The sequence below is a fragment of the Amycolatopsis sp. NBC_00345 genome (assembly GCF_036116635.1).
GTDB lineage: Bacteria > Actinomycetota > Actinomycetes > Mycobacteriales > Pseudonocardiaceae > Amycolatopsis.
Genome location: NZ_CP107995.1, coordinates 1,810,254 through 1,833,211 on the forward strand (window position 1 = coordinate 1,810,254; position 22,958 = coordinate 1,833,211).

A 22,958-nucleotide genomic window follows, 5' to 3' on the forward strand; every position below is an offset into this window, starting at 1 on the left:
GACCCCCCGTCCCGTCATCCTCGAGGAGAAACCTCATGCCCAGCGAGCAGGAGCTGGTGGAGTACCTGCGGAAGGTCACGATCGACCTGCAGGCGACCAAGCGCAGGCTGCGCGCGGCCGAAGCGGCGGGCCGGGAGCCGATCGCGGTGATCGGCACCGCCTGCCGTTATCCCGGCGGCGCCGATTCGGCGGCCGCGCTGTGGAACCTGGTCACCGAGGGGGTGGACGCGATCTCCGGCTTCCCGGGCGACCGGGGCTGGGCGCTGGACACCCTGGTCGACCCCGACCCGGCCAGCACCGGGCACTCGGTGACCGGGTCCGGCGGGTTCCTGCCCGAGGCGGCGGGGTTCGACGCCGGGTTCTTCGGGATCGCGCCGCGGGAGGCGCTGGCGATGGACCCGCAGCAGCGGCTGCTGCTGGAGGTCGGCTGGGAGGGCATCGAAGACGCCGGGCTCGATGCGGGCGCCTTGCGGGGCAGCGACACCGGGGTGTTCGTCGGCCTGATGTACAGCGACTACGGCACCCGGCTCGGGGCCGCGCCGCCGGAGCTGGAGGCGTTCCTCGGCCAGGGCAGCTCGCCCAGCGTGGCGTCCGGCCGGGTCGCGTACACCTTCGGCTTCCACGGGCCCGCGATCACCGTCGACACGGCGTGCTCGTCTTCGCTGGTGTCGCTGCACTTGGCGATGAGGTCGCTGCGCGCGGGGGAGTGCTCCCTGGCGCTGGCCGGCGGGGCGACGGTCATGTCGAACCCGGGGCCGTTCATCGAGTTCAGCCGTCAGCGAGGGCTGTCCCCGGACGGCCGGTGCCGCTCGTACGCCGACGACGCCGACGGCACCGGGTTCGGTGAGGGCGTGGGCATCGTGGTGCTCAAACGGCTTTCCGACGCGCGGCGCGACGGCGACCGCGTGCTGGCCGTGCTCACCGGGTCCGCGGTCAACCAGGACGGGCAGTCCAACGGCCTCACCGCGCCCAACGGCCTGGCCCAGCAGCGGGTCATCCGCGCCGCGCTCGACGACGCGGGCCTCGGCCCGGAGTCCGTCGACGTGGTCGAGGGCCACGGGACGGGCACCACGCTGGGCGACCCGATCGAGATCACCGCACTGCAGGCCGTTTACGGCCAGGGCCGCGCCGGGGGAGACGAGGTGCTGCTGGGCTCGCTCAAGTCCAACGTCGGCCACACCCAGGCCGCCGCCGGGGTCGGCGGGGTGATCAAGATGGTCGAGGCGCTCCGGCACCAGGTCGTGCCGGCCACCCAGCACGCCGGCACCCCGTCGTCGCGCGTCGACTGGGAAGGCGGTGGCGTGCGGCTCGCCACCGAAGCGGTGCCGTGGCCGGAACGCGGACCTGTCCGCCGGGCCGCGGTCTCCTCGTTCGGCATCAGCGGCACCAACGCGCACCTGATCCTGGAGTCGGCTCCGGCGGCGGAACCGGCCGTCCCGGTGACCCCCTCTGCCGACGGTCCTGTGCCGTGGGTGTTCTCCGCCCGGTCCGCGGGGGCGCTGCGGGAGCAGGCCGCCCGGCTGGCCGAGCTCGCCGCGGACCCGGAGGTGGACCCGTGGGCGGCCGGCCGCGCGCTGGTCACCGCCCGCGCCGGCCACCCGCTGCGCGCCGTGGTGACCGGCACCGGCCGGAACGACCTGCGGCACGGCCTCACCGCGATCGCGGCCGGCCGGACGGCCCGCGGAACCGCGACCGGATCGGCCGAAACCGGTGGCGCGCTGGGCTTCCTGTTCACCGGCCAGGGCAGCCAGCGCGACGCGATGGGTGCCGAGCTGCACGCTCCCGGCGGGGTCTTCGGCAGTGTCTACGCCGATACCTTCGCCCGGGTCACCGCGGTGGTCGACCCGTCGCTGCCGAAGCCGCTCGCCGACGTGGTCTACGGCGGCCAGGGCGACCTGATCGACCACACCGTCTACGCCCAGACCTCGTTGTTCGCCCTGCAGGCGTCGCTGGCCGAAGTCTGCCGTTCGCTGGGGGTCGTGCCCGCGCACGTCTGCGGTCATTCGGTGGGGGAGATCGCGGCCGCGGTCACCGCGGGCGTGCTGGACCTGGAGGACGGGGCCCGGCTGGTGGCCGCCAGGGCCACGCTGATGGGCGCGCTGCCGTCCGGCGGCGCGATGACCTCGGCCGCCACCACGGAGGCCGACGTGCTGGCCGCGCTCGGCGAAATCGATCCCGCGCTGACCGGGACGGTCGGCGTCGCCGCGGTGAACGCGCCCAGGGCACTGACGCTGTCAGGCACCGAAGAAGGTGTGGCCGCGATGGAATCGGTGCTGCGCGGCCGCGGTGTCAAATGCGTGCGGCTGCGGGTGAGCCACGCGTTCCACTCCGCGCTGATGGAGCCGATGCTCGACGAGTTCGCCCGGGTCCTGAGTGGACTGACCTTCCGGGCCGCACGGATCCCGGTGTACTCCACGCTGACCGGGGCACTGGCCGGCGACGAGCTGCGGGACCCGGGTTACTGGGTGCGCCAGGTGCGTTCGCCGGTCCGCTTCGCCGACGCGGTGCGGGCCATGCACGCGGGCGGCGCGAGGCTGATGCTCGAAGCCGGGCCGGACGGCGTGCTCAGCGCGCTGGCCCAGACGACGCTGGCCGACCAGGACGTGACGGCGGTGCCCCTGCTGCGGCGCAAGCGCCACGCGGAGGTGTCGCTGATGTCGGCCTTGGCCCAGGCCTCCGTGCGCGGCATCGACGTCGAGTGGTCCCGGCTGTTCGGCTCCACTCCGGCCGGCCACGTCGAACTGCCGAAGTATCCCTTCCAGCACAACGACTACTGGCTCACCGGGCCGGCCGCCGGCGGACGCGGCGACGCGGCGTTCTGGTCCGCTGTGGACGATGCGGACGTCGACGCCCTCGCGGCCCGGCTGACCCTGACGCCGGAGCAGCGGGACGCGCTCACCGTGGTCCTGCCCGCGCTGGCCACCTGGCGCGCCCCCGAGCCCGAGCCGGTGGCCGTCGCCGAAGTGAGCGAGGAGTCCGACGAGCTGCTCCGGCTGCTGGCCGCCGCCGACCCCGAAGGACAGCTCCAACTGCTGCTGGACCTGGCGCGCAGCCAGGCGGCCGAGGTGCTCGGGCACAGCTCGATGGACGCGGTCGACGCGCGCACTCCGTTCACCGACGCGGGTTTCACCTCGTTCACCGCGCTGGAGCTGCGCAACCGGCTCTGCGCGTCGACCGGGCTGCTGCTGCCCCCGGTCGTCGTGTTCGAAAACCCGACCCCGCACGACCTGGTCCGATACCTGCACGCCGAACTGACCAAGGGCCACGCGCCCGGCTGAAGCGAACAACGACGTCCGCAGTGCTGATCTTTTTCAGCCATTTACGATGAGGTGAGAGTAGTGGTAGAGGCCCTTCCGGACCCGAGTGTCCTGATCGTCGGCGGTGGGCCGACCGGCTTGATGTTGGCCTGCGAGCTCGGGCTGGTCGGGATACCGACGGTCCTGGTCGACCGGAGTCCCGGGCCGCGGCCGGACGCGCCGGGCATCGCGATCAACATCGGCACGGCCGAGCTGCTGGCCCAGCGCGACTGGCTGGACCCGATCCGGGCGGTGGGCACGGTGCTGCCCGCGGCGCACTTCGCGCTGGTCGGCCTCGACCCGACGGTGCGGGCGGCCGAACGGGAGAACGCCTACCTGGTGCCGCAGAGCGCGGTCGAACGGGTGCTGGCGGAGCGCGCCGTCTCGCTGGGCGCGGACCTGCGCCGCGGCACGGAGCTGGTCGACCTCACCCAGGACGCCGGCGGGGTGACCGCGCGGCTGCGCGGCCCGGACGGCGCGTACGAGCTCCGGGTGCCCTACCTGGTCGGCGCGGACGGTCCGGACGGCCCGGTCGGCCCACTGGCCGGGATCGGCGCGAGCGAAACGGAAATCCCGTCGTACGGGCTCGTCGGCGACCTGCGCGCGGACTTCGCCACGTTGCCGCCGGAGCTGTTCGGCGTCCGCCGGCATCCCGGCAACGGCGGCTTCTACACCGGCGCGCCCGCGGGGAACGGCCTGCTGCGGTTCATGACGGCCGAATTCGGCGCCCGCGAGGACGCCGGGACCGGCCCGCTGGGGGCGGACGAGCTGGCCGCCGGCCTGCGCCGGGTCACCGGGGCCGACCTGCCGTCGGCCGCCGAAGTGGTGTGGGCACAGCGATACCGGCAGCGCACACGGCTGGCCGAGCGGTACCGAGAGGGCCGGGTGTTCCTCGCGGGCGACGCGGCGCACGTGTTCCCCGCGCTCGGCGGAGCCCGGATCAACACCGGCGTCGAGGACGCGGTGAACCTGGGCTGGAAGCTGTCCTCGGTGCTGCGCGGGACGGTGCCGGAGACCCTTTTGGACACTTACCAGCGGGAGCGGCAGCCGGTCGCGGTGGCCGCGGCCGACAGCACCGCGGCGCAGCTGGCCCTCGGCGCGCCCGCGCCGGGAGTGGCGCAGCTGCGGGAGCTGTTCGCCGCGCTGGTCGGCCTGCCACAGGTCAACGACTACCTGGTGGACATGGTCACCGGTCTGGACGCCCGTTACCCGGAGCCGGACGGGACCGACCCGGACAGCGTCGTCGGGACCCTGCTCAGCCCGGCGCGGCTGAAGACGCTCGGCGGCGGCGAGGTAGCGGAAGCGTTGCGCCGGGGCCGCGGCGCGCTGACCTACACCGAGCCGGAGTGGCTCGACGCCGTGGGCGCCACGGACTCGGTGTGCGGGCTGGCGCTGGTCCAGGTGTCCGATCTGGACTCGCCGGGGACCCGGCTGCTCATCCGCCCGGACGGGCGCGTCGCCGCGGTCGACCCGGACGGCACCGAGCCGTACCGGGTCGGCGACGCGCTGCGCTCGTGTTTCGGCCACAGCTGCCGGTAGCCAATGGGTAAAGACTCGTGAGTGGCTATGACGGTTAGTGCCTGTCTTGGAACTTGGTTAGGTGGTTCTGGCCCGCTTTGTTGGGCGGGTGAGGCGTCTGGTCATCATAGTGATCATGGCGTTGTTGACGAATGCGGCGGAGTGGTCGGGTAGTCGTTCGTAGTCGCGGGCGTTGCGGCGTGCTTGGGTGATCCAGGAGAAGGTGCGTTCGACGACCCAGCGCCGGGGCAGGATGATGAAGGTGGTCTGGCCGACGATTTTCTTCACGATGTCGAAGGTGAGATGCAGTGTGTCTTGTGCCCAGTCGACCAGTGCTTTGCTGGTGTAGCCGCCGTCGGCCCAGACCCAGGTGATGCCGCGGTAGGCGGTGTGCAGCGCCGAGAGCAGGTCGCGGGCTGCGGCGCGGTCCTGCACGCTGGCTGCGGTGATCAGGACCACCAGCAGCAGTCCTTGGGTGTCGGTGGCGATGTGGCGTTTGCGGCCGTCGATCTTCTTCCCGCCGTCATAGCCGCGCGACGGGCGGCCGACGGTCTCGGCGGCCTTGACCGACTGGGAGTCGATCACCGCTGCGGACGGCGCCGGATTCCGCCCCGCTCGCGACCGGATCTTCTCGCGCAACTGGTCGCGGATCTTGTCGAACACCCCGGCTTTGCTCCAGCGGGTGAAGAATCCGTGCACCGTCTGCCATGGCGGGAAGTCCGCTGGTAACGCCCGCCATTTGATGCCGTTGTCGGTCACGTAGCGCAGCGCGTCCACGACCGCGCGCCGGTGATGTTTCTCCGGCCGGCCACCCAGCTCGGTCGCACATGCAGGCCTGGGCAGCAACGGCTCCAGCAACGCCCACTCGGCATCGGTGGTGTCCGACGGGTAGCGACGGGAACGACAGCCCACTGACGTGGGCCGATCCACGGCAAGGTACAAAGGGAAACCGGGCCTCTGCTAGAGATCGAGATGTGGTGTCAAGATCACTAGCAGAGGCCCGACCCATACCCGAAACCGGGATCACAAACAGGCACTTAGAACCGTCATAGCCACTCACGAGTCTTTTGTGCGGGTCAGGAAGCGGAGCTGGAAGGCTCGGCCTGCGCCGGCGCCTCTTCTTCGACGGCGGTGGCAGCGGTCGGAGCCGGAGCCGGGGTCTTGAGGATCACGAGCGTGATCAGCAGCGCCAGCACGGCGAAGACGGTGCTGGCGATGAACCCGTGCCGCATGCCCAGCGCGATGGACTCGTGGCTGATCCCCACCGCGGACTGGGAGTCCACCGTGCTCGCGTAGATCGCGGACAGGATGGCGATGCCCAGCGCGGACCCGGTCATCATGGTCGTCTGGAGCACGCCGGACGCGGCGCCCGCGTCGGCCGGGTCCACAGTGGACATGATGGCCATGTTGATCGGCACGATGATCAGCCCGAGCGCGAGGCCGACCAGCAGCATCGGCCCGAAGACGCCGCCGAAGTACGTGGTCGACGCGCTGATCGAGATGAGCCAGCCGGCCCCGCCGGCCAGCAGGACCAGCCCGCCCGCCGCGGTCGGCTTGCCGCCGTAGCGGCCGAGCACCTTGATCGCGGTGCGCGAGGTGATCAGCAGGCCGACCGCCATCGGCAGGAACGCCAGCCCGGCCTGCAGCGGGGAGAAGCCCAGCACCAGCTGCAGGAACTGGATGATCAGGAACTGGAAGCTCATGGTCACCATCGGCACCAGCAGCATGTTCGTGAACCCGGCCGCGCGGGCCCGGTTGGCGAACAGGCCCAGCGGCATGATCGGCTGCCCGGCCCGGCGCTCGATGGCCACGAAGACCGCCAGCAGCACCACGCCGACGGCCAGGATCACCAGCGTGACCGGGTCGCCCCAGCCGTGGTCGGCGGTCCGCACCAGGGCGAAAACCACGGCCAGCACACCGATCGCGGACGTCAGCGCGCCGGAGAGGTCGAACCGGCCGCTGTGCCGCGGCGACTCGGCCACGTGCTTGGGCGCGAGCAGCAGCACGAGCAGGCCGATCGGCACGTTGATCAGCAGCACCCAGCGCCAGTTCGCCAGTGTGGTGATGATCCCGCCGAGGATCAGGCCGAGTGTCATCGCCGAGGCGGTCACCGAGGAGTACACGCTCAGCGCCTTGGCCTGCCGGTCGCCGCTGAAGTTGGTGGTGAGCAACGCCAGCGTGCTCGGCCCGGCCAGCGCCGCGCCGGCCCCCTGCAGCGCCCGGGCGGCGATCAGCCAGGCCGGGTTCTGCGCGACCCCGGCCAGCAGCGACGCCGCGGTGAACACCGCGACGCCGATCAGGAACGCCCGCCGGCGGCCGAGGATGTCCCCGGCCCGTCCGCCCAGCAGGAGCAGGCCGCCGAAGGCGAGCAGGAACGAGTTGGTCACCCAGGACAGCCCGCTCGGGCTGAAGCCGAGGCCCTGGCCGATCATCGGCAGCGCGACATTCATGATGGTGCTGTCGAGCATCAGCATGAGCTCGCAGGAGACGATGATCGCCAGGGTGAGCGCGGTGACGCGGGCGGGACTCACCCCCGCTCCCTGCCCGGCGGGCGGCTGCGGCGAACTCGACATGGATTCTCCTCGGGTACGGTGGGGCCAAGCGCGGCCGGAAAGGCAGCGCGGTGAACGGTTTCGACAGGTGTGCGGCCCGTCGGACGGTGTGGTCGAAGCGGTATAGTGAACGGCAACGTGCACTATACAAGCCGGGCGCTGCGTGGGCAATGGTGACCCCCGTCGACGTAGCCGGTGGAACACGGAGGAGAGACCATGACGGAGGCGGCCGCGCCGCGGAAGACCCGGCGCCGGGGCGAAGACCTCGTGCACGCCGTCTACACCGCGACCGTGGAGCAGCTCTGCTCGGTGGGCTACGCCCGGCTGAGCATGGAGGGCATCGCCGCGGCGGCGGGCACCGGCAAGGCGGCGCTGTACCGGCGGTGGAGCACGCTGGACGAGCTGGTCCGGGACACACTGGGCGACATGCTGCCGGCGCCGCCGGAGGTGTCCGAGAGCACCACCCTGCGCGCCGGCATGATCGAGCTGGTGTCCTACCTCAACGCCGCGCTGTTCGATTCGAAGCGGGCGGCGTTCCAGGCGGTCGCCGCGCACAGCGGTGAGGACACCTCGATGCTGCGCGAGCTGTTCCGCGAACGCGTGCTCGACCCGTGCCAGGACCGCTTGCTGGAACTGATGAAACGCTGCGGCGTCGACGCCGGCCCGCGTAACGCGCGGATCGCGTCGGTGGCCCCGGCGATGGTGATGTACGACTGCACCCTGGGCCGTCCGATGCTCACGGCCGCCGAGCTGGAGTCCATAGTGGACGACGTGCTGCTGCCGCTGGCCGGGGCCGGGGCGTAGGGGGCGGCCCGGCAAAGGCGGCGGCGCGGTGCCGGGCCTGGGGAACCCGGCACCGCGCTGACTTCCGCCCCGAGCGGGAAGTCCTCAGCCGATCGTGAACCGCTGGCGGAGCTCGCTTTGGTTGGGGGGCATCGTTTTGTAAGTGCCGTTGGCCTCCTGCTCGAGGTTGCGGTGGGTCTGCGTGTTGACGATCCAGGGCGTGCCGCCCGAAGGAAGGTGGACCTGCCACACCTGGTAGTGGCTGCCGGCATCGCACTTGAGGACGTAGACGTCGCCCGCGTCGTTGCTGTCGAGGCAGTGGCCGGAGGCGAGGTTCACCAGCTTGGTGTTGCCGTTGAAGACGCCGGACCAGGTCCAGTACTGCAGGCGCACGGAGGTGCTGCAGGTCCGGGGATAGAGGTTGGCGTTCGAGGCGTCGCCCTGGACGCACTGCTGGTACGTCCAGTTCGCGAAGCGCTGTGACTTGGATTCGACCGTGGCGTTCGCCGTCGCCGTGCTGGACAGCAGGGCCACGACGGCCAGTACGGCTCCGGCGCCGAAGCTCGATTTCTTCAGTCTCATGGACGTGCCTTCCTGTGCGGGAACTTCACGTCCGGGAGCGTGCCGCCGGGTGCTATGGATCCGCTAAGCGGTCAACGCGTCCAGCAGCCGCGCGCAGGCCGCGGCGCTGCTCCGGTTTCCCGCGCTGGTGAAGTGCGACGACGCGTCGATCAGCGCCCTGGTCGCGGCCTGCCGCTCGCCCAGTGTGGTGTAGGTGCGGCCGATGTCGAGGCGGACCTGGGCGGCGCAGAGTTCGTCGGACATCGATTCCAGCAGTTCCAGCGCGCGCCGCAGGCAGGACATCGCGCCGCCGGGATCGTGGCGGCGCAGCTGGAGCTGGCCCTGCCGGCGCAGGACCAGCGCCATCCGGTGCGGATCGTCGAGTTCGACGCACAGCCGCCAGGCCTTGTCCAGCGCGGCTTCCGCCTCGTCGAGCCGTCCCAAGTGGATACTCGCGACGGCCTGGGAGGTCTGGAGGTGCGCCATGCCGAGGATGTCGCCGATGCCGGTGAAGATCTCGAGCGCCCGCGTGGCCAGCGCCCGCGATTCGTCCGGGCGACCGGTCGAGCGGGCGACGACGCAGAAGCCGGTCAGCGCCCGCGCCCGGCCGCCGGGGTCGCCGATCCGCTCGCTGATCCGGTAGGACTCCTCAAGCGCCTTCGTCGCCTCGGGGTAGTCGTCCCAGTAGAGGTGGATCTGGCCGATTCCCCGCAGCAGCGCCGCTTCTCCGCGTTCGCAGCCGGACGCCTTCGCCGCGCCCAGCGCCCGCTGGTGGCATCGCCACCATTCGGAATACAAGCCGTTGTGGTCGAAGTACGAAGACGTGATGACGGCGATTTCCCAGGCCAGCTCGCCCAAACCCGCGTCCGCCGCGTGGGAGACGGCGGCTTCGAGCGCGGGAAGTTCGGTCTGGAACCACGACATCGGCTCGGCTGTCAGCGGGTCCGCCTCGCCGAACGGGCTTCGTGTCGCGCGGCCCGGCTCGGGTCTTAGCACGCTGCGGGGCAGGCGGTTCGCGACCTTTTCGGCCAGCCGGAGCCAGCCGCCGAGAGCGCTTTCGACCGCGGCGGCCCGTTCGTGTTCCGGCTCCGCCGCGGCTTCTTCGATCGCGAAGGACCGCAGAAGGTCGTGCATCCGGTAACGCGGCATCCGCCCGGCGCGTCCGGCGGGCTGGACCATGTGCCGGTTCCGCAGGTCCTCCAGCGCTGCCTCGGTGGGGCCGGCCGCGCCGCCGGTTACGGCCGCGGCCGCCCAAGCGGGGAAGTCCGCGGCGGGCAGCAGCCCGAGCCGCCGGAACAGCCGGCGGCCCTCCGGCGCGAGCTGGTGGTAGCCGAGGGCCACGCTGCTGCGGACCGCGAGATCCCCGGCCCGCAGCCAGTCCAGCCGTTTCCGTTCGACGGACAGCTCGGCGGCGACGTCGGCCAGCGCCCAGCCGGACTTCTCGCCGAGCCGGCTGCCGACGATCCGCAACGCCAGCGGAAGGCCGCCGCAATGGTCGAGGACCTGTTGCGCGGCAACCGAAGTGACGTCGCCGTGCGGGGCGAGCAGCGCGGCCGCGTCGGCGTCGGACAGGACGTCGACCGCCGCGGTGCGGCCCTGTTCCAGTCCGGTGAGGGAGAACCGGCTGGTCACGATGACCGCGCACCCGGCGCCCGCGGGCAGCAGTGGCCGCAGCTGGGCCTCGTCGGCGGCGTCGTCCAGGACGATCAGCACCCGGCGCCCGTGCACCAGGCTGCGGAACAGGCACGCGCTCTCGTCGAGGTCGGCCGGAACCGCGTCCGAGGCCACGCCGAACGCGCGCAGGAAGCCGCCGAGGACGGCGTCGGCCGAGCGCGGTTCGTTCGTGGTGCCGCGCAGGAACGCGAAGAGCGCGCCGTCCGGATAGCCGTCCGCGACCTGATGGGCGAGCCGGACGGCCAGCGCGGTCTTGCCGATGCCGCCGGCGCCCGCCAGCACCAGCACCGGCGGGGTGCCGCGGCCGGGGTCCGGAGCGAGTTCGGCGAGCAGCTCGGCGACCAGCTCCTCGCGGCCGACGAAATCGGGGATGCCCGGCGGCAGCTGGCTCGGCACCGGGGTCTCCCGGCGCACCGCGTAGTCCCGCGCCGCCATTCCGGGCCCGTCGCGGAGGATCTCCTCGTGCAACGCCCGGATCGCGGGCGACGGGTCGATGCCGAGCTCGCCGACCAGCCGGTTGCGCCATCTTCGGTAGACGTCCAGTGCCTCCGCGAGCCGGCCGGCCCTGGCGAGCGCCGTCATCAGCTGACCGCAGGTCCGTTCGCGATACGGGGCCGCGCCGAGGAGGTCACGCAGCTCCGGCACCAGCCGGTCGTGCTCACCGGCCCCGAGGTCGGCTTCGATCCGGTCCTCGACGGCCGTGAGCCGCAGGTCTTCCCAGTAGGCGGTGACCTCCGGCGCGGCCGGGAAACCGGCCAGCACCGGCCCGCGCCACAGGGCCAGCGCTTCCCGGAACCGTTCGGCGGCCTCGGTGAACCGGTGTGCGGCCAGCAGCCCGCGGCCGTCCGCGGTGAGTGCCGTGAACTGCCCGGTGTCCGTCTGCTCCGGCCGCGCGTCGAGGACGTACGAAGCGCCCCTGGTCACGATCGGCTGCTCTCCGCCCGGAGTGCGCAGTGCGCGACGCAAGCCCGAGATCAGTCCCTGGACCTGCACCTTCGCCGACGGCGGCGGATTGTCGCCCCACAGCTCGTCGATGATCCGGTAGCACGAGACCGGGCGCGGTGCCTCGAGCAGCAGCAGGGCGAAGACCCGGCGCGCCTGAGGCGGTCCGAGTGGCAGCTCCAGGCCTCCGCGTTCGGCCACCGGCTCGCCCAGTACGCGATACGAAAGCTCCCCAGCTCCCATGCCTGTCCCCCTGGTTGACACTTGCGCTCAGAGTGTCACATTCGAGACAGGTCGTATGCGGCCATCCGGGGGAATTGCCGGGTCTCGGCGCGCGGCGCGGTTAGCGAACGCATAGCGCGTCTGGCCAGGCTCTGCCCCTTGGATATCCCAGCTATGGGGAGGACAGAGTCCTGATGAAGACATGGGTGAAGTACGCGGTGGCCGGTCTCGCGACCGCCGCCGCGTCCCTCGGCGTCGCCGTGCCCGCGCAGGCGGCCGAACCGCTCTTCCAGCTGCCGTTTCCCTGCGGGCAGACCTGGCACGGCAACAACCCGGACAGCAGCGCGCACGTGACGCCGTGGGAGATCGACTTCAACCGCGGTGACGACCTCGGCAGCCCGGTGCTCGCGGCGGCCGCCGGAACGGTCGAGACCGCCGCGAACCAGGGCAGCGCCAACGGGTACGGGAACCTGGTGAAGATCGGCCACGGCAGCAGCGGCTATTTCACCTACTACGCGCACCTGCGGGACATGGCGGTCAGCGCGGGGGACACCGTCGCCCAGGGGCAGCTGATCGGGCACGTCGGGAACACGAGCAAGCCGGGCAACGACATCCAGCCGCACCTGCACTACGAGGTGCGGCACGGGAGCCCGTACCCGGACAACATCCAGCCCGCCGTTTTCGGCGGCACCAGATTCCCTTATCCCGCCGGGGATGTGACGTCGAAGAACTGCGGCGGAGGCGCACACGGCGCGGCGAAGAGCATCAACGGGGACCAGTACGACGACGCGGTCGGCATCGACGGTGACGGCGTCGCCTGGGTGTACCCGGGCACGTCCGGCGGCGGATTCGGGGCGGCGACCAAGCTCGGGCCGGGCTGGAGCGGGTTCAGCCGGATCGGCATCGCCGACTCGAATGCCGACGGCTGGGCGGACCTGTTCGCGGTCAAGGCCGGGACGCTCTACTACTGGAACAACCGCGGTGACGGAACCTTCAGCCCCGCGGTGACCGTCGGCCCCGGGTGGTCGTCGATGGAGTGGATTTCGTTCGCGGATGTCAATGGTGACGGCAAGGCGGACATCCTCGCCCGTGACGGCGGCAACATGTACCTCTACATCGGCAAGGGCGGCGGTTCCTTCGCGGAGCGCAGCCTCGTCGGTGCGGGCTGGGCGTCGTTGGCGCGGCACACGGCGGCGGACGCGGATGCCGACGGCGACGGTGACATCTGGGCGACCAACGCCGCCGGCGAGCTGTATTTCTGGGAACGCAGCAGTAGCGGCTTCGCCACCGCGGTGCAGGTCGGAACCGGGTGGAACGCGTTCCGGCAGGTGGTGTCGATGGACGTCAACGGTGACAACAAAGCCGACCTGGTCGCCATCAAGACGTCCGACAACACGCTGTGGCAATGGCTCGGCACGGGCAGCGGGACGTTCGGCCAGGCCACGCCGATCGGCAACGGCTGGGCGGACCACACCCTCGCCGTCAACTGAGCCCGGGCCTGCGCCCGGTGCGCCCCAATGTGGCGTTCGGTGCGTTGAACGCACCGAACGCCACATTGGGTGCGTTGAGCGCAACCAACGCCACATTGGGGCGCGGCGGGAACTGCTTACCGGGCGAGGATCTCGTACGCGTGCACCCGCGCGGCGTGGTCGGCGATCGGGGCGACCGCCATCACCTCGTCGGCGCCGGTGCGGTCCACCAGGTCGGCCAGCTGGGCCTTGACGGTGTCCGCCGAGCCGATCAGCTGCCCGGCGAACGACGCCTGCACGAGCTGCAGTTCCGCCGCGGAAAGCGGCCGCCGCGCCGCGTCCTCGGGCTGCGGGAACAGCGAGAACGGGTTGCTGCGCCCGGAAACCAGCGCGTGCGCCAGCGAGCCCGACTGGTACGCGGCCTCTTCGTCGGTGTCGGCGGCGATCAGGAACGCGGTGACGATCACGTACGGCTCGGGGAAGGCCTCGCTCGGCTGGAAGTTCTCCCGGTACGCGCGGGTGGCCGCCGCGGCGGCGTCCGGCCGCAGGTGGTTGGCGTAGGCGTAGGGCATGCCGCGCCCGGCGGCGAGCAGCCCGCTGGACGGGCTGGACCCGAGCATCCACACCGGCGGCCGGGCCGGGATCTCCGGGACGGCGCGGATCTCCAGGCCCGGCCCGCGCGGGGTCTTCCCGCCGTCCAGGTAGTACTCGAGTTCCTTGACCTGCTCGGGGAAGTCCTGCGCGGACAACGGGTCCGAGGAACGGCGCAGCGCGCCGGCGGTGAGCGGGTCGGTGCCCGGCGCGCGGCCGACGCCCAGGTCGATCCGGCCCGGGTGGAAGACCTCCAGCGTGGCGAACTGCTCGGCCACGACCAGCGGCGGGTGGTTGGGCAGCATCACCCCGCCCGAGCCGACCCGGATCCGCTCGGTGGCCGCGGCCACCCGGCCGATCAGCACCGTCGGCGCGGACGAGGCGAGGCCAGGGGTGTTGTGGTGCTCGGCGACCCAGTACCGGTGGTAGCCCAGCCGTTCGGCCGCGAGGGCCAGCTCGAGGCCGTTGCGGATGGAGGTCTGCGCGGGGACTCCCTCGAAGACCGGATGCGTGTCCAGCACGCTCAGGACAGGAGAAGCGGACATGACAGTGGTTTCCCAATCTGATTCGGACTACGGGGTTTTTCCGGTGCACACCGCCGGGACCACCAGGCCGCGCACGGGGAGTCGAATGCCGTTCGTCCCGGGCGCGGGGAAACCGTCCGCGCCCAGTATCGGGTACGGACGGTTTTTTGTCACCAGGTGATCGGCAGGCTGAAGATCCCCTGCGGGCCGGCGGGCCCCTTCGGCCGGATCTCTCCGGCGGGCACCGCGAGCCGGACGGTCTCCGGCAGCCGCGCCGCCAGCGCGCGGAACACGATGTCCAGCTCGGCCCGCGCGAGGTTGCCGCCCACACACTGGTGGGCGCCGAAACCGAAGCCGGTGTGCGTCCGCGGGGCGCGCCGCACGTCGAACCGGTCCGGCCCGGGGAACGCGTCGCCGTCGCGGTTGATCGCGGAGTTGGCCAGCAGCACCGGCTCGCCCGCCCGGATCAGCACGCCTTCGACCTCGACGTCGCCGGTGGCCACCCGGGGAATGGTCTCGGCGACCGACAGGTAGCGCAGCAGTTCCTCGACCGCGCCCGGCACCAGCTCGGGGTCGGCCCGGAGGGCGGCGAACTCGGCCGGGTTCTCCAGCAGCGTCAGCAGGCCGAGCAGGATGACGTTGGCGGTGGTCTCGTGCCCGGCCATCAGCATCAGCGTGCACATCTGCACCATGGTCGGCCGGTCGATCCGGCCGTCGGCGAACGGGCCGCCGATCAGGTCGTCGATCAGGCCTTCGCCGGGATCGGCCAGCTTGCGGCCGATCAGCTCGTCCAGGAAGCGCTGCAGGCTGCCCAGCGCGGCCCCCGCCTCCTCGGCCGAGGTGCGCAGCACGAGCTTGCGCGTCTCGGTCTCGAAGAACTCGTGGTCGTCGTAGGGAATGCCGAGCAGGCCGCAGATCGCGATGGACGGCACGGACACCGCGAAGTCCACCAGGTCCGCCGGCGCTGGCCCGGCGAGCAGCTCGGTCAGCCGCTCGTCGACGATCCGGTCGAGCGTCTCGCGCAGGCCGTTGATCCGCCGCGCGGTGAACGCCGGGATCACCATCCGCCGGTACCGGGTGTGGTCCGGCGCGTCCATCCCGATCATCACGGTCTGCTTCTGGATCACCCCGCGCACCGGGCTGAGCACCGGGAAGGCCGGGTCGGTCCAGTCCGAGCTGATCCGCGGGTCGGTGAGCAGCGTCCGGGCCACCGCGTGCGCGGTCACCACCCACGCGGTGCGCCCGCCGAGCAGCGCGACCCGGGTGAGCGGGCCGCCCGCCCGCAGTTCCGCGTACCCCGGCGGGGGCTGGAATGGGCACGTGCGCTGCATCGGGAACTCGGGGAATCCGGTTTCCTGCGGCAGTGCCGGGTTCAGACTGGTCATGGTTGCGCACTCTAAGAACGGATGCCGGAGCGCGGAATCGGTCCTTGGCGCGGCTTTAGCGGATCTTTGGCGCCGCTTCGGAGAATGGAGCCCGACCCCGCGAAACCCCGATCTGCCCGTTGTGGAGGACGCCAGGTGCCCACCGAGGACCTCCGGTTCGCCGCGAGTCTCTTGCTCACCCCGCCGGCCGAGTGGGCGTCCGCGACCAGGACCGCGCTCGACGCGGGCTACGACACCGTCGTGACCAGCGACCACCCCGGGATGGGATCGCCCTTCCAGACACTGGCGGTCGCCGCCGGCGCGGGCGCCGCCACCGGGACGTACCTGATCGACCCGTCGCAGTGGCCGCCCGGGCTGCTGGCCCGCGAGGTCGACACCGCGATCACCCTCAGCGGCGGCCGGTTCGAACTTGGGCTGGGCGTCCCGCAGCCGTCCGGTCCGCAAGCCGGTCCCGCGGCGGTGGCCGCCGCGCTGGACGCCGTCGAGGCGCGCATCGAACCCGGCCGCCGGCCACGGGTGCTGCTCGCGGTGTTCACCGACGACGACATCCCGCTCGCCGCGGAACGCGCCGACATCGTCTCCATCGTCGGCGCGGACATCGTGGCCGGGGGCGGACTGCACCTGCACAGCCGGGCCCGGATCGCCGGCCAGATCGGCCGGGTGCGGGAGCTGGCGGGCCGGCCGGTCGAGGTCAACCTCGGCGTCAAGCACCTGGTGCTCACCGACGACCGGGCCGGGGCCGCGGCCACCCTGCGCCCGCAGGCCGCACCGGCGCTCACCGAGAAGGAACTGCTGGACCTGCCGCACGCGCTTTTCGGCTCGGCCGCGGAAATCGCCGGGCAGATCCGGGCCGACGCCCGGGACCTCGGGTTCGGATACCTGTCCATGCACCAGAACCTGGTCGCCGGCTTCACCCCGGTCATCTCCGCCCTGCGCGGCCGATGAGCCCGGCCGGTCCCGCACGCCCCGAGCCAGCGTCATCCGACACAGCGTCATCCCGAACACTGCTGTCCGAGACATCACGAGGTACTTCGCCGCTGCCCGCTTCCCCTCACTCCCGCCGGAGCTTCCTCGTGTTGTCCGGCGGCGCCCTCCTGGGGCTGGCCGGCTGCGCCGGGGTGCAGCGGCTGAACACCGCGGGCCCGCCCCGGAAAGGCGGCACGCTCCGGTTCGCGGTCGCCACCCAGGCCGACTCCTGGGACCCGCACGCCGCGGCCACCGACATCACCGCGGTGCTGCTCCGCCCGGTCTTCGACTCCCTGGTCGCGTACGGCGCCGACGGCACGTTCCGGCCGTGGCTGGCCACCGGGTGGACGGTGACGCCGGACGGGCTGGCCTACACCTTCCGGCTCCGCGAGGACGTGACCTTCTCCGACGGCGAGCCGTTCAACGCCGCCGCGGTGCGGGACAACCTGGCGCACATCGTCGACCCGGCCACGAAATCCGGGTTTCCCCTGTCGTTGCTCGGCCCGCTCGCGAAGGTCGACGTCACCGGCGAACACACCGTGGTGCTCCGGATGAGCGAGCCGTACTCGTCGCTGTTGTACGCGCTGAGCACGACCTACCTGGGCTTCCACTCCCCGCGGGCCCTGCGCGAGCACCGGAAGGAGCTGGCGTCGGGCAAGTTCCTCGCCGGCACCGGGCCGTTCACGCTGGAATCGGTGGTGCCCAACCAGGAAGCCGTGTTCCGGCGCCGCCCGGGCTACCGCTGGCCGTCGCAGGGGACCCTCAACCGGGGCGAGGCCTACCTGGACGGGTACCGGGTTTCCTTCCTCCCGGAGGACCAGACCCGGGTCGGCGCGGTCGGCTCGGGCCAGGTCGACGTGGCGGACGAGATGCCGTCCGCCCGGCTGTCCACTTTGCGCAAGCAGGCCGGCCTGCGGATCGAGCAGAACCCGGTCCCGGGTTCGCCGTACAGCTATTACCTGAACGTGTCCCGGCCGCCGTTCGACGATCCGGCCGTGCGGCGCGCGGTGCAGGCTTCGATCGACCTGGACGCGATCGTGAAGGGCGTCTTCCGCGGTGAGTACCAGCGCGCCTGGTCGGTGCTGACCCCGAAAACCCAGGGGTACGCGGCCGATCTGGCCGGCACCTGGGGCTATTCCCCGGAAACGGCCGCGCGGCTGCTGGACGAGGCCGGGTACTCCGGCCGGGACGGTGACGGCTACCGCGTCCGCGGCGGGGTGCGGCTGCGGGCGGAATTCCCGTTCGCGGCCGACTACAGCACGGCGGACCGGCGCACGTTCGACGTGGCCCTGCAGGACTCCTTGCGCAAGGCCGGCATCGAGGTGGTGCTGAGCGCGGTCGACAGCGCGGAGTTCGCCAGCCGGGTGATCGCGGGGGAGTACGACGTGAAGTCGGTCGCCTGGGCGTCGGCCGACCCGGCGGTGCTGCGGGAACTGTTCCACTCCCAGCGGTTCCTGGCCAAGGGCGGGAGCAACCAGGGCCGGGTCCGGGATCCGCAGCTCGACGCGTGGCTGGACGCCGCCCGCGCGACCCTCGACCCGCAGGAGCGGAACGCGTTGTACAGCAAGGTCCAGCACCGGGTGATCGAGCAGGCGTACGTCGTCCCGGCCTACACCTCGCCCCGGTCACTGGCGCTGGCGGAGCGGGTCCGCGGGGTGCGGTACGAGGTTTCGGGCACCCCCGCGCTCGCCGACCTGTGGCTGGCCGACTCATGAGCCGGGGCTTCGCTCGCCACGTCGTGAGCAGGCTGGCCTCCGGGGTGTTCGTGCTCTGGGGCGCGGCGACGCTGTGCTTCCTGGTGCTGTCCCTGCGCGGCGACACGGTGTCCGCGATCGTGGGCGCCGGCCCGCCGCCCACACCCGAGCTGCGGGCCCGCATCGTGGCCGAGTACGGACTGGACGATCCACTGTGGACACGATATCTGCGCTGGCTCCGCTCACTGCTCTCCGGTGACCTCGGCTGGTCCTACCAGCGCGAGGAACCGGTGACGCACCTGCTGTCGTCCCAGGTCGGTCCCACGCTGCAGCTCGCGGTCACCGCGGCCGTGCTGGGTGCCGGCATCGCCGTGCTGGTGACCGCGTTCCTGACCGGCCGGGGCCGGGCGGCCGACACCGTGCTCACCGGGCTCAGCGTGCTGTCGGTCTCGGTGCCGACGTTCTGGGTGGGCGCGCTGATGCTCGGGCTGTTCTCGTTCGCGATCCCGCTGTTCCCGGCGATCGGCGACACCGGCCCGGCCGGCCTGGTGCTGCCCTCGCTCACCCTGGCGTTCCCGATCGCCGGAGCGCTGACCCAGGTGATGGCCCAGGAAGTGCGCACGGCGGAGTCGATGCCGTTCGCGCTGACCGTGCGCGCGCGGGGGGCGACCGACCGTCGGCTGCGGCTGAACCACACCCTGCGGCATTCCCTGCTGCCCGCGCTGACGCTGACCGGGTGGATCCTCGGGATGCTGATCGGCGGAGCGGTGCTGATCGAGAACGTGTTCGCCCGGCCCGGGCTCGGCCGGGTGCTGGTCGCCGCGGCGGCCGGGCGCGACCTGCCGGTGGTGACGGCGGTCGTGCTGCTGTCGGCTACCGCGTTCGTGGTGATCAACCTGGTCGTCGACCTGGTGCTGCCCTTCGTGGATCCACGCCTGCGAGCGGAGGTGGACCGGTGACCGCCGTCGCTGTCGCGGTACGCGGGCGGCCCAGGAACCTCCCCGTGGTGGCCTGCCTGGCGATTCTCGGCGTGCTGGCGCTGGTCGTGGTGTTCCCGGGGATGTTCACCGCCCAGTCGCCCTCGGCGACGGACTTCCTGCACACCTTCGAAGGCCCGAGCTTTTCGCACGTCTTCGGCACCGACCAGCTCGGCCGCGACGTCTACGCGCGGGTGGTCTACGGCGCGGGCGCGTCGCTGACGATCGCGATGGCCGCGACGGTGATCGGCGTGCTGGGCGGGCTGGTGATCGGGGCGCTCGCGGTGGCGGGCGGGCGATTCGCCGCGGGTCCGCTGATGCGGCTGGTCGACGTCCTGCTGGCGTTCCCGGAGATCGTGCTGGCGCTGCTGGTCGTCGCAGTGATCGGCGGCGACGCGGGCGGGGTCGCGATCGCGATCGGCATGGCCGCGGTGCCGAACTACGCGCGGCTGGTGTACTCCCAGGCCCGCCTGGTCGTGCTCGCCGAGTACGTGGAGGCAGCGCGGGTCGTGGGCGCGCGCCGCTCGGCCGCGCTGGTCCGGCACGTGGTGCCCAACATTGCCGGCCCGCTCGTGGTGCTGGCCACCATGGGCACCGGGACGACGATCATCTCCGCGGCGGGCCTGAGCCTGCTCGGCCTCGGCCCGGCGCCGCCCGCCCCGGAGTGGGGCCTGATGATCGCCGACGGCAAGGACTTCCTCGGCATCGCGTGGTGGCTGACCGTGTTCCCCGGGCTGAGCGTGGTGCTCGTGGTGGTCACTTTCACGGTACTGGGCCGGAAACTGAGGGCGCGGGCACAACGATGACCATCGCTGAGAAGGACGGCCACCTCGTCGAGGTGGCGGGCCTGACCGTCCGGTTCGAGGGCCACCGCGAGCCCGCAGTCGACGGTGTGGACCTCGCGGTGGCGGCGGGGGAGTGCGTCGCGCTGGTCGGCGAGTCCGGTTCGGGCAAGAGCGTCACCGCCCGCACCCTGCTCGGCCTCGCCGGGAAGAACGCGCACGTCCGGGCCGAACGGCTGGTGGTGGAAGGCCGTGACGCGCTCGCCTTCGACGAGGCGGACTGGCGGAAGGTCCGCGGCTCGCGGGTCGGCATGGTCTCGCAGGACGCGCTGAGCAGCCTCGACCCGTTGCGCCGGGTGCGGGCCGAGATCGCCGAACCGCTGGTGGTGCACCAGCCGAAGCAGACCGCCGCGGCGCGGTCCCGGACCGTGCTGGACCTGTTGGGGCAGGCGGGGATCGACGATCCGGGCACCCGGGCCGCGCAGTACCCGCACGAGCTTTCCGGCGGGCTGCGGCAGCGCGCGCTGATCGCTTCGGCCCTCGCCGCCGGCCCGCGGCTGCTGATCGCCGACGAGCCCACCACCGCACTCGACGTCGTCGTGCAGGAGCGGATCCTCGACCTGCTCGGCCACTACCGCGATCAGGGCTGGGGCGTGCTGCTGATCAGCCACGACCTCGCGGTGGTTTCCCGGCTGGCCGACCGGGTGCTGGTGATGCGCGACGGCCGGGTCGTGGAGTCCGGGCCGGCCGACCGGGTGCTGGGCCGGCCGGAGCACCCGTACACCCGGCAGCTGATCGAGGCGATCCCGAAGGGACGGCCCCGCCCCGCGCCTGAGCCGGCGGCTCCGGTGCTGACCGCGACCGGGCTGGGGAAGACCTACCGCGGGGGCCGGGTGGCGCTGCACGACGTGTCGTTGCGCCTCGGCGCGGGTGAGGCGCTGGGCGTGGTGGGCGAATCCGGCTCCGGCAAGAGCACGCTGGCGCGAGTGGTGCTCGGGCTGATCCGGCCCGACTCCGGCGCGGTGCTGCTCGACGAACGGCCCTGGTCGGCCGAGCCGGAGCGGCGGCGGCGGGCGCGGCGGCGCGAAATCCAGTTCGTCCAGCAGAACCCGACGGCGGCGTTCGATCCACGGTGGACAGTCGGCCGGATCGTCGGCGAGGCGGTGGGCGGCCCGCGATCCGCTCGCCGCTTGCGTGTCGGCGAACTGCTCGACCAGGTCGGGCTGCGTCCCGAACTGGCGGCCCGGCGCGCGCACCAGCTCTCCGGCGGTCAGCGGCAGCGCGTGGCAATCGCCCGCGCACTGGCCACCGACCCGCGGATCCTCGTCTGCGACGAGCCGGTGTCAGCACTGGATGTCTCGGTCCAGGCGCAAGTGCTCGAACTGCTCGCCCGGCTGCGCGCGCAGACCGGCGTGGCCCTGCTGTTCATCACCCACGACCTCGGCGTCGTCGCCGACGTCTGCGAACGGGTGATGATCATGCGAGCCGGCGAGGTGGTCGAAGCCGGCCCGACCGCGTCCGTGTTCGCCGACCCGGCGCACGCCTACACACGAGAGCTGCTCGACACGATTCCCCGGCTGTCGGTGGCGCAGTCTTCGGCACCGAAGCCGTAGCCGGGTGTCTCGGTGAACGGGAGGGCGCCGACGGGATACCTGGTGCCGCCGAGGTCGACGGCGGTGTCGTACCAGCGCCGATTGCTCTCGACCATCTCGCCGGCGAGCCCGGAAGCGCCGGCGAAGCGGAGCAAGGCGAGTAGTTTGCGTTGCTGCGTAAGCAGTTCGCCGGCGGTCGGGTAGTAAACCTTGATGCGAGAGGGAGCGTGGCCCGCACGATCACCCCGCACCGGCCGAACCCGGCGAGCGCGGTGTGGAAGAGGTCCGCCGATTCGGTGGCCGCTGAGGTCGATGACGAGCTCGCCGCGGCGAGACCGGTGTGGAGGGTGCCGTCGAGGTTCAGCCCGGAGAAAACGCTTTCGGTCATTTTCGCTGCCCCCTTGCGCCGAGTTCGCCGAGCCGAGCGTCCAGAGAGTGTCAGCCACCGGACCGGATGAACAACCTCACCAGGCCCGCCGCGTCCACTTTGTATGAGCGAGAAGTCACGGGCGCTGACCCGTCCGCGTGCGGTGTTGACGGTCCTCGGTGTCGCGCTGGCGGCCATCACTGTCCCGGCCGTCGCGGCGAGAGCGGCCAGTGGGCAGGTGGTGACCACGGTCGCCGCGGGGGATCGGGCGGCGGCCCTGGCCTACTGGACGCCGGAGCGGATCAAGCAGCAGGGCGAGTTCGACGGGCTGCCGCCGGCCGAGACGATCGGCAAGCTGTGGCCGGGGCCCGTTCCCGCGGGTGTCGGGCGGCTGTTCTTCACGGCGGTGCCCGGGGGCGACGAGTCCTGCACGGCGACCGTGGTGCCCAGCCCGACCAAGGACGTGGTGTTCACCGCCGGGCACTGCCTCGACGGCGGCACCGACCGGAACGACCAGCCGATCAAGATGACGAACATGGTGTTCGTGCCCGGCTACGACCACGGCAAGCAGCCGCACGGGATGTTCCCGGCGCGGGCGTTCGCCTGGTCGGACACCTACCAGGGGCCGTCCAGCGCGCTCGACGACGACGGGGCGGTCGTCCTGGACCCGGTCGGCGGCCGGCACGTCGCCGACGCGGCGGGGACCCAGGACATCTCGTTCGACCCGGTGACCGGGCCGGTGGACACGACCATGCTCGGCTACCCGGTGTCCCAGCTGGCCCACGGCGAGGCGCTGGTGTCCTGCACCCGGCCCGCCACCCTGGACGCCAACTCGGTCTACACCGACTGGAAGACCGACTGCGACCTCGCGGGCGGCGCGAGCGGGGGCCCGTGGCTGCGGGACTTCGACGCCGCGACCGGCAAGGGGACCATCTTCGCCACCACCAGCCGGGGAGCGGTGAACGAGAACGGCGTCACCGAGAACCTCTCCGGCGCGGCCCTGAGCGACGCCGTGCACGATCTCTACCAGCGCGCCGGCGGGCTCTGAGCCGGAGCCGTCCTT

General features: G+C 72.1%; 15 protein-coding genes and 1 pseudogene. 10 read left to right on the forward strand and 6 right to left on the reverse strand.

The window, feature by feature from the left end; translation table 11 throughout:
* Positions 1-35 precede the first annotated feature (35 nt).
* Together OG943_RS08060 and OG943_RS08065 are read left to right on the forward strand one after the other, a co-directional pair.
* Positions 36-3,278, forward strand: a pseudogene (locus OG943_RS08060) (type I polyketide synthase); the annotation flags it as partial.
* Between the two features lie 60 nt (positions 3,279-3,338).
* Positions 3,339-4,835: an FAD-dependent monooxygenase gene (locus OG943_RS08065; RefSeq protein ID WP_328609065.1), complete on the forward strand. Its 1,497-nt coding sequence runs from the start codon at positions 3,339-3,341 to the stop codon at positions 4,833-4,835.
* A 57-nt stretch (positions 4,836-4,892) separates the two neighbouring features.
* Here OG943_RS08065 and OG943_RS08070 read toward each other — a convergent pair whose 3' ends face one another.
* The gene (locus OG943_RS08070; RefSeq protein ID WP_328608918.1) at positions 4,893-5,744 is read right to left on the reverse strand and encodes an IS5 family transposase; all 852 of its coding nucleotides are present in this window, start codon (positions 5,742-5,744) and stop codon (positions 4,893-4,895) included.
* 146 nt (positions 5,745-5,890) lie between these two features.
* A complete protein-coding gene (locus OG943_RS08075; protein WP_328609066.1) occupies positions 5,891-7,387 on the reverse strand; it encodes an MFS transporter in 1,497 nt (498 codons plus the stop codon).
* Positions 7,388-7,582: 195 nt separating this feature from the next.
* Between OG943_RS08075 and OG943_RS08080 the strand changes: the two genes are divergently transcribed.
* A complete protein-coding gene (locus OG943_RS08080) occupies positions 7,583-8,170 on the forward strand; it encodes a TetR family transcriptional regulator (RefSeq protein WP_328609067.1) in 588 nt (195 codons plus the stop codon).
* 84 nt (positions 8,171-8,254) lie between these two features.
* On the opposite strand, the gene OG943_RS08085 is transcribed toward OG943_RS08080, so the two are convergent.
* Together OG943_RS08085 and OG943_RS08090 are read right to left on the reverse strand one after the other, a co-directional pair.
* Positions 8,255-8,731, reverse strand: a complete 477-nt coding sequence (locus OG943_RS08085) for an RICIN domain-containing protein (protein ID WP_328609068.1) — start codon at positions 8,729-8,731, stop codon at positions 8,255-8,257.
* A gap of 63 nt (positions 8,732-8,794) precedes the next feature.
* Positions 8,795-11,569 (reverse strand): AfsR/SARP family transcriptional regulator, encoded by a 2,775-nt coding sequence (locus OG943_RS08090; protein ID WP_328609069.1) that lies wholly within the window; start codon positions 11,567-11,569, stop codon positions 8,795-8,797.
* A gap of 173 nt (positions 11,570-11,742) precedes the next feature.
* On the opposite strand from OG943_RS08090, the gene OG943_RS08095 reads away from it, so the two are divergent.
* On the forward strand, positions 11,743-13,038 hold the full coding sequence (locus OG943_RS08095; RefSeq protein WP_328609070.1) for a VCBS repeat domain-containing M23 family metallopeptidase: 1,296 nt from the start codon (positions 11,743-11,745) through the stop codon (positions 13,036-13,038).
* A gap of 116 nt (positions 13,039-13,154) precedes the next feature.
* On the opposite strand, the gene OG943_RS08100 is transcribed toward OG943_RS08095, so the two are convergent.
* Together OG943_RS08100 and OG943_RS08105 are read right to left on the reverse strand one after the other, a co-directional pair.
* On the reverse strand, positions 13,155-14,153 hold the full coding sequence (locus tag OG943_RS08100) for an LLM class flavin-dependent oxidoreductase (protein ID WP_328609071.1): 999 nt from the start codon (positions 14,151-14,153) through the stop codon (positions 13,155-13,157).
* Between the two features lie 149 nt (positions 14,154-14,302).
* Positions 14,303-15,517: a cytochrome P450 gene (locus OG943_RS08105; protein WP_328609072.1), complete on the reverse strand. Its 1,215-nt coding sequence runs from the start codon at positions 15,515-15,517 to the stop codon at positions 14,303-14,305.
* A 135-nt stretch (positions 15,518-15,652) separates the two neighbouring features.
* On the opposite strand from OG943_RS08105, the gene OG943_RS08110 reads away from it, so the two are divergent.
* The 6 genes from OG943_RS08110 (at position 15,653) to OG943_RS08135 (ending at position 22,943) form a co-directional block, all read left to right on the forward strand.
* Positions 15,653-16,462 (forward strand): hypothetical protein, encoded by an 810-nt coding sequence (locus OG943_RS08110; protein WP_328609073.1) that lies wholly within the window; start codon positions 15,653-15,655, stop codon positions 16,460-16,462.
* Positions 16,463-16,593: 131 nt separating this feature from the next.
* A complete protein-coding gene (locus OG943_RS08115) occupies positions 16,594-18,198 on the forward strand; it encodes an ABC transporter substrate-binding protein (RefSeq protein ID WP_328609074.1) in 1,605 nt (534 codons plus the stop codon).
* Between the two features lie 23 nt (positions 18,199-18,221).
* Entirely contained in the window at positions 18,222-19,136 is a 915-nt protein-coding gene (locus OG943_RS08120) for an ABC transporter permease (RefSeq protein ID WP_328609075.1), read from the forward strand.
* Positions 19,133-19,960, forward strand: a complete 828-nt coding sequence (locus tag OG943_RS08125) for an ABC transporter permease (protein ID WP_328609076.1) — start codon at positions 19,133-19,135, stop codon at positions 19,958-19,960. Before OG943_RS08120 ends, OG943_RS08125 begins: the two co-directional genes overlap by 4 nt.
* Positions 19,957-21,549, forward strand: coding sequence for an ABC transporter ATP-binding protein (locus OG943_RS08130; RefSeq protein ID WP_328609077.1), 1,593 nt, complete (start codon positions 19,957-19,959; stop codon positions 21,547-21,549). Before OG943_RS08125 ends, OG943_RS08130 begins: the two co-directional genes overlap by 4 nt.
* 470 nt (positions 21,550-22,019) lie before the next feature.
* Positions 22,020-22,943, forward strand: a complete 924-nt coding sequence (locus OG943_RS08135; RefSeq protein ID WP_328609078.1) for a trypsin-like serine peptidase — start codon at positions 22,020-22,022, stop codon at positions 22,941-22,943.
* The last annotated feature ends 15 nt before the right edge of the window (positions 22,944-22,958 follow it).

Coding starts and splice junctions, on each gene's coding strand:
- OG943_RS08075 (WP_328609066.1), bottom strand. CDS start 7,387: ATGTCGAGTTCGCCGCAGCCGCCCGCCGGGCAGGGAGCGGGGGTGAGT.
- OG943_RS08080 (WP_328609067.1), top strand. CDS start 7,583: ATGACGGAGGCGGCCGCGCCGCGGAAGACCCGGCGCCGGGGCGAAGAC.
- OG943_RS08085 (WP_328609068.1), bottom strand. CDS start 8,731: ATGAGACTGAAGAAATCGAGCTTCGGCGCCGGAGCCGTACTGGCCGTC.
- OG943_RS08090 (WP_328609069.1), bottom strand. CDS start 11,569: ATGGGAGCTGGGGAGCTTTCGTATCGCGTACTGGGCGAGCCGGTGGCC.
- OG943_RS08095 (WP_328609070.1), top strand. CDS start 11,743: ATGAAGACATGGGTGAAGTACGCGGTGGCCGGTCTCGCGACCGCCGCC.
- OG943_RS08100 (WP_328609071.1), bottom strand. CDS start 14,153: ATGTCCGCTTCTCCTGTCCTGAGCGTGCTGGACACGCATCCGGTCTTC.
- OG943_RS08105 (WP_328609072.1), bottom strand. CDS start 15,517: ATGACCAGTCTGAACCCGGCACTGCCGCAGGAAACCGGATTCCCCGAG.
- OG943_RS08130 (WP_328609077.1), top strand. CDS start 19,957: ATGACCATCGCTGAGAAGGACGGCCACCTCGTCGAGGTGGCGGGCCTG.
- OG943_RS08135 (WP_328609078.1), top strand. CDS start 22,020: ATGAGCGAGAAGTCACGGGCGCTGACCCGTCCGCGTGCGGTGTTGACG.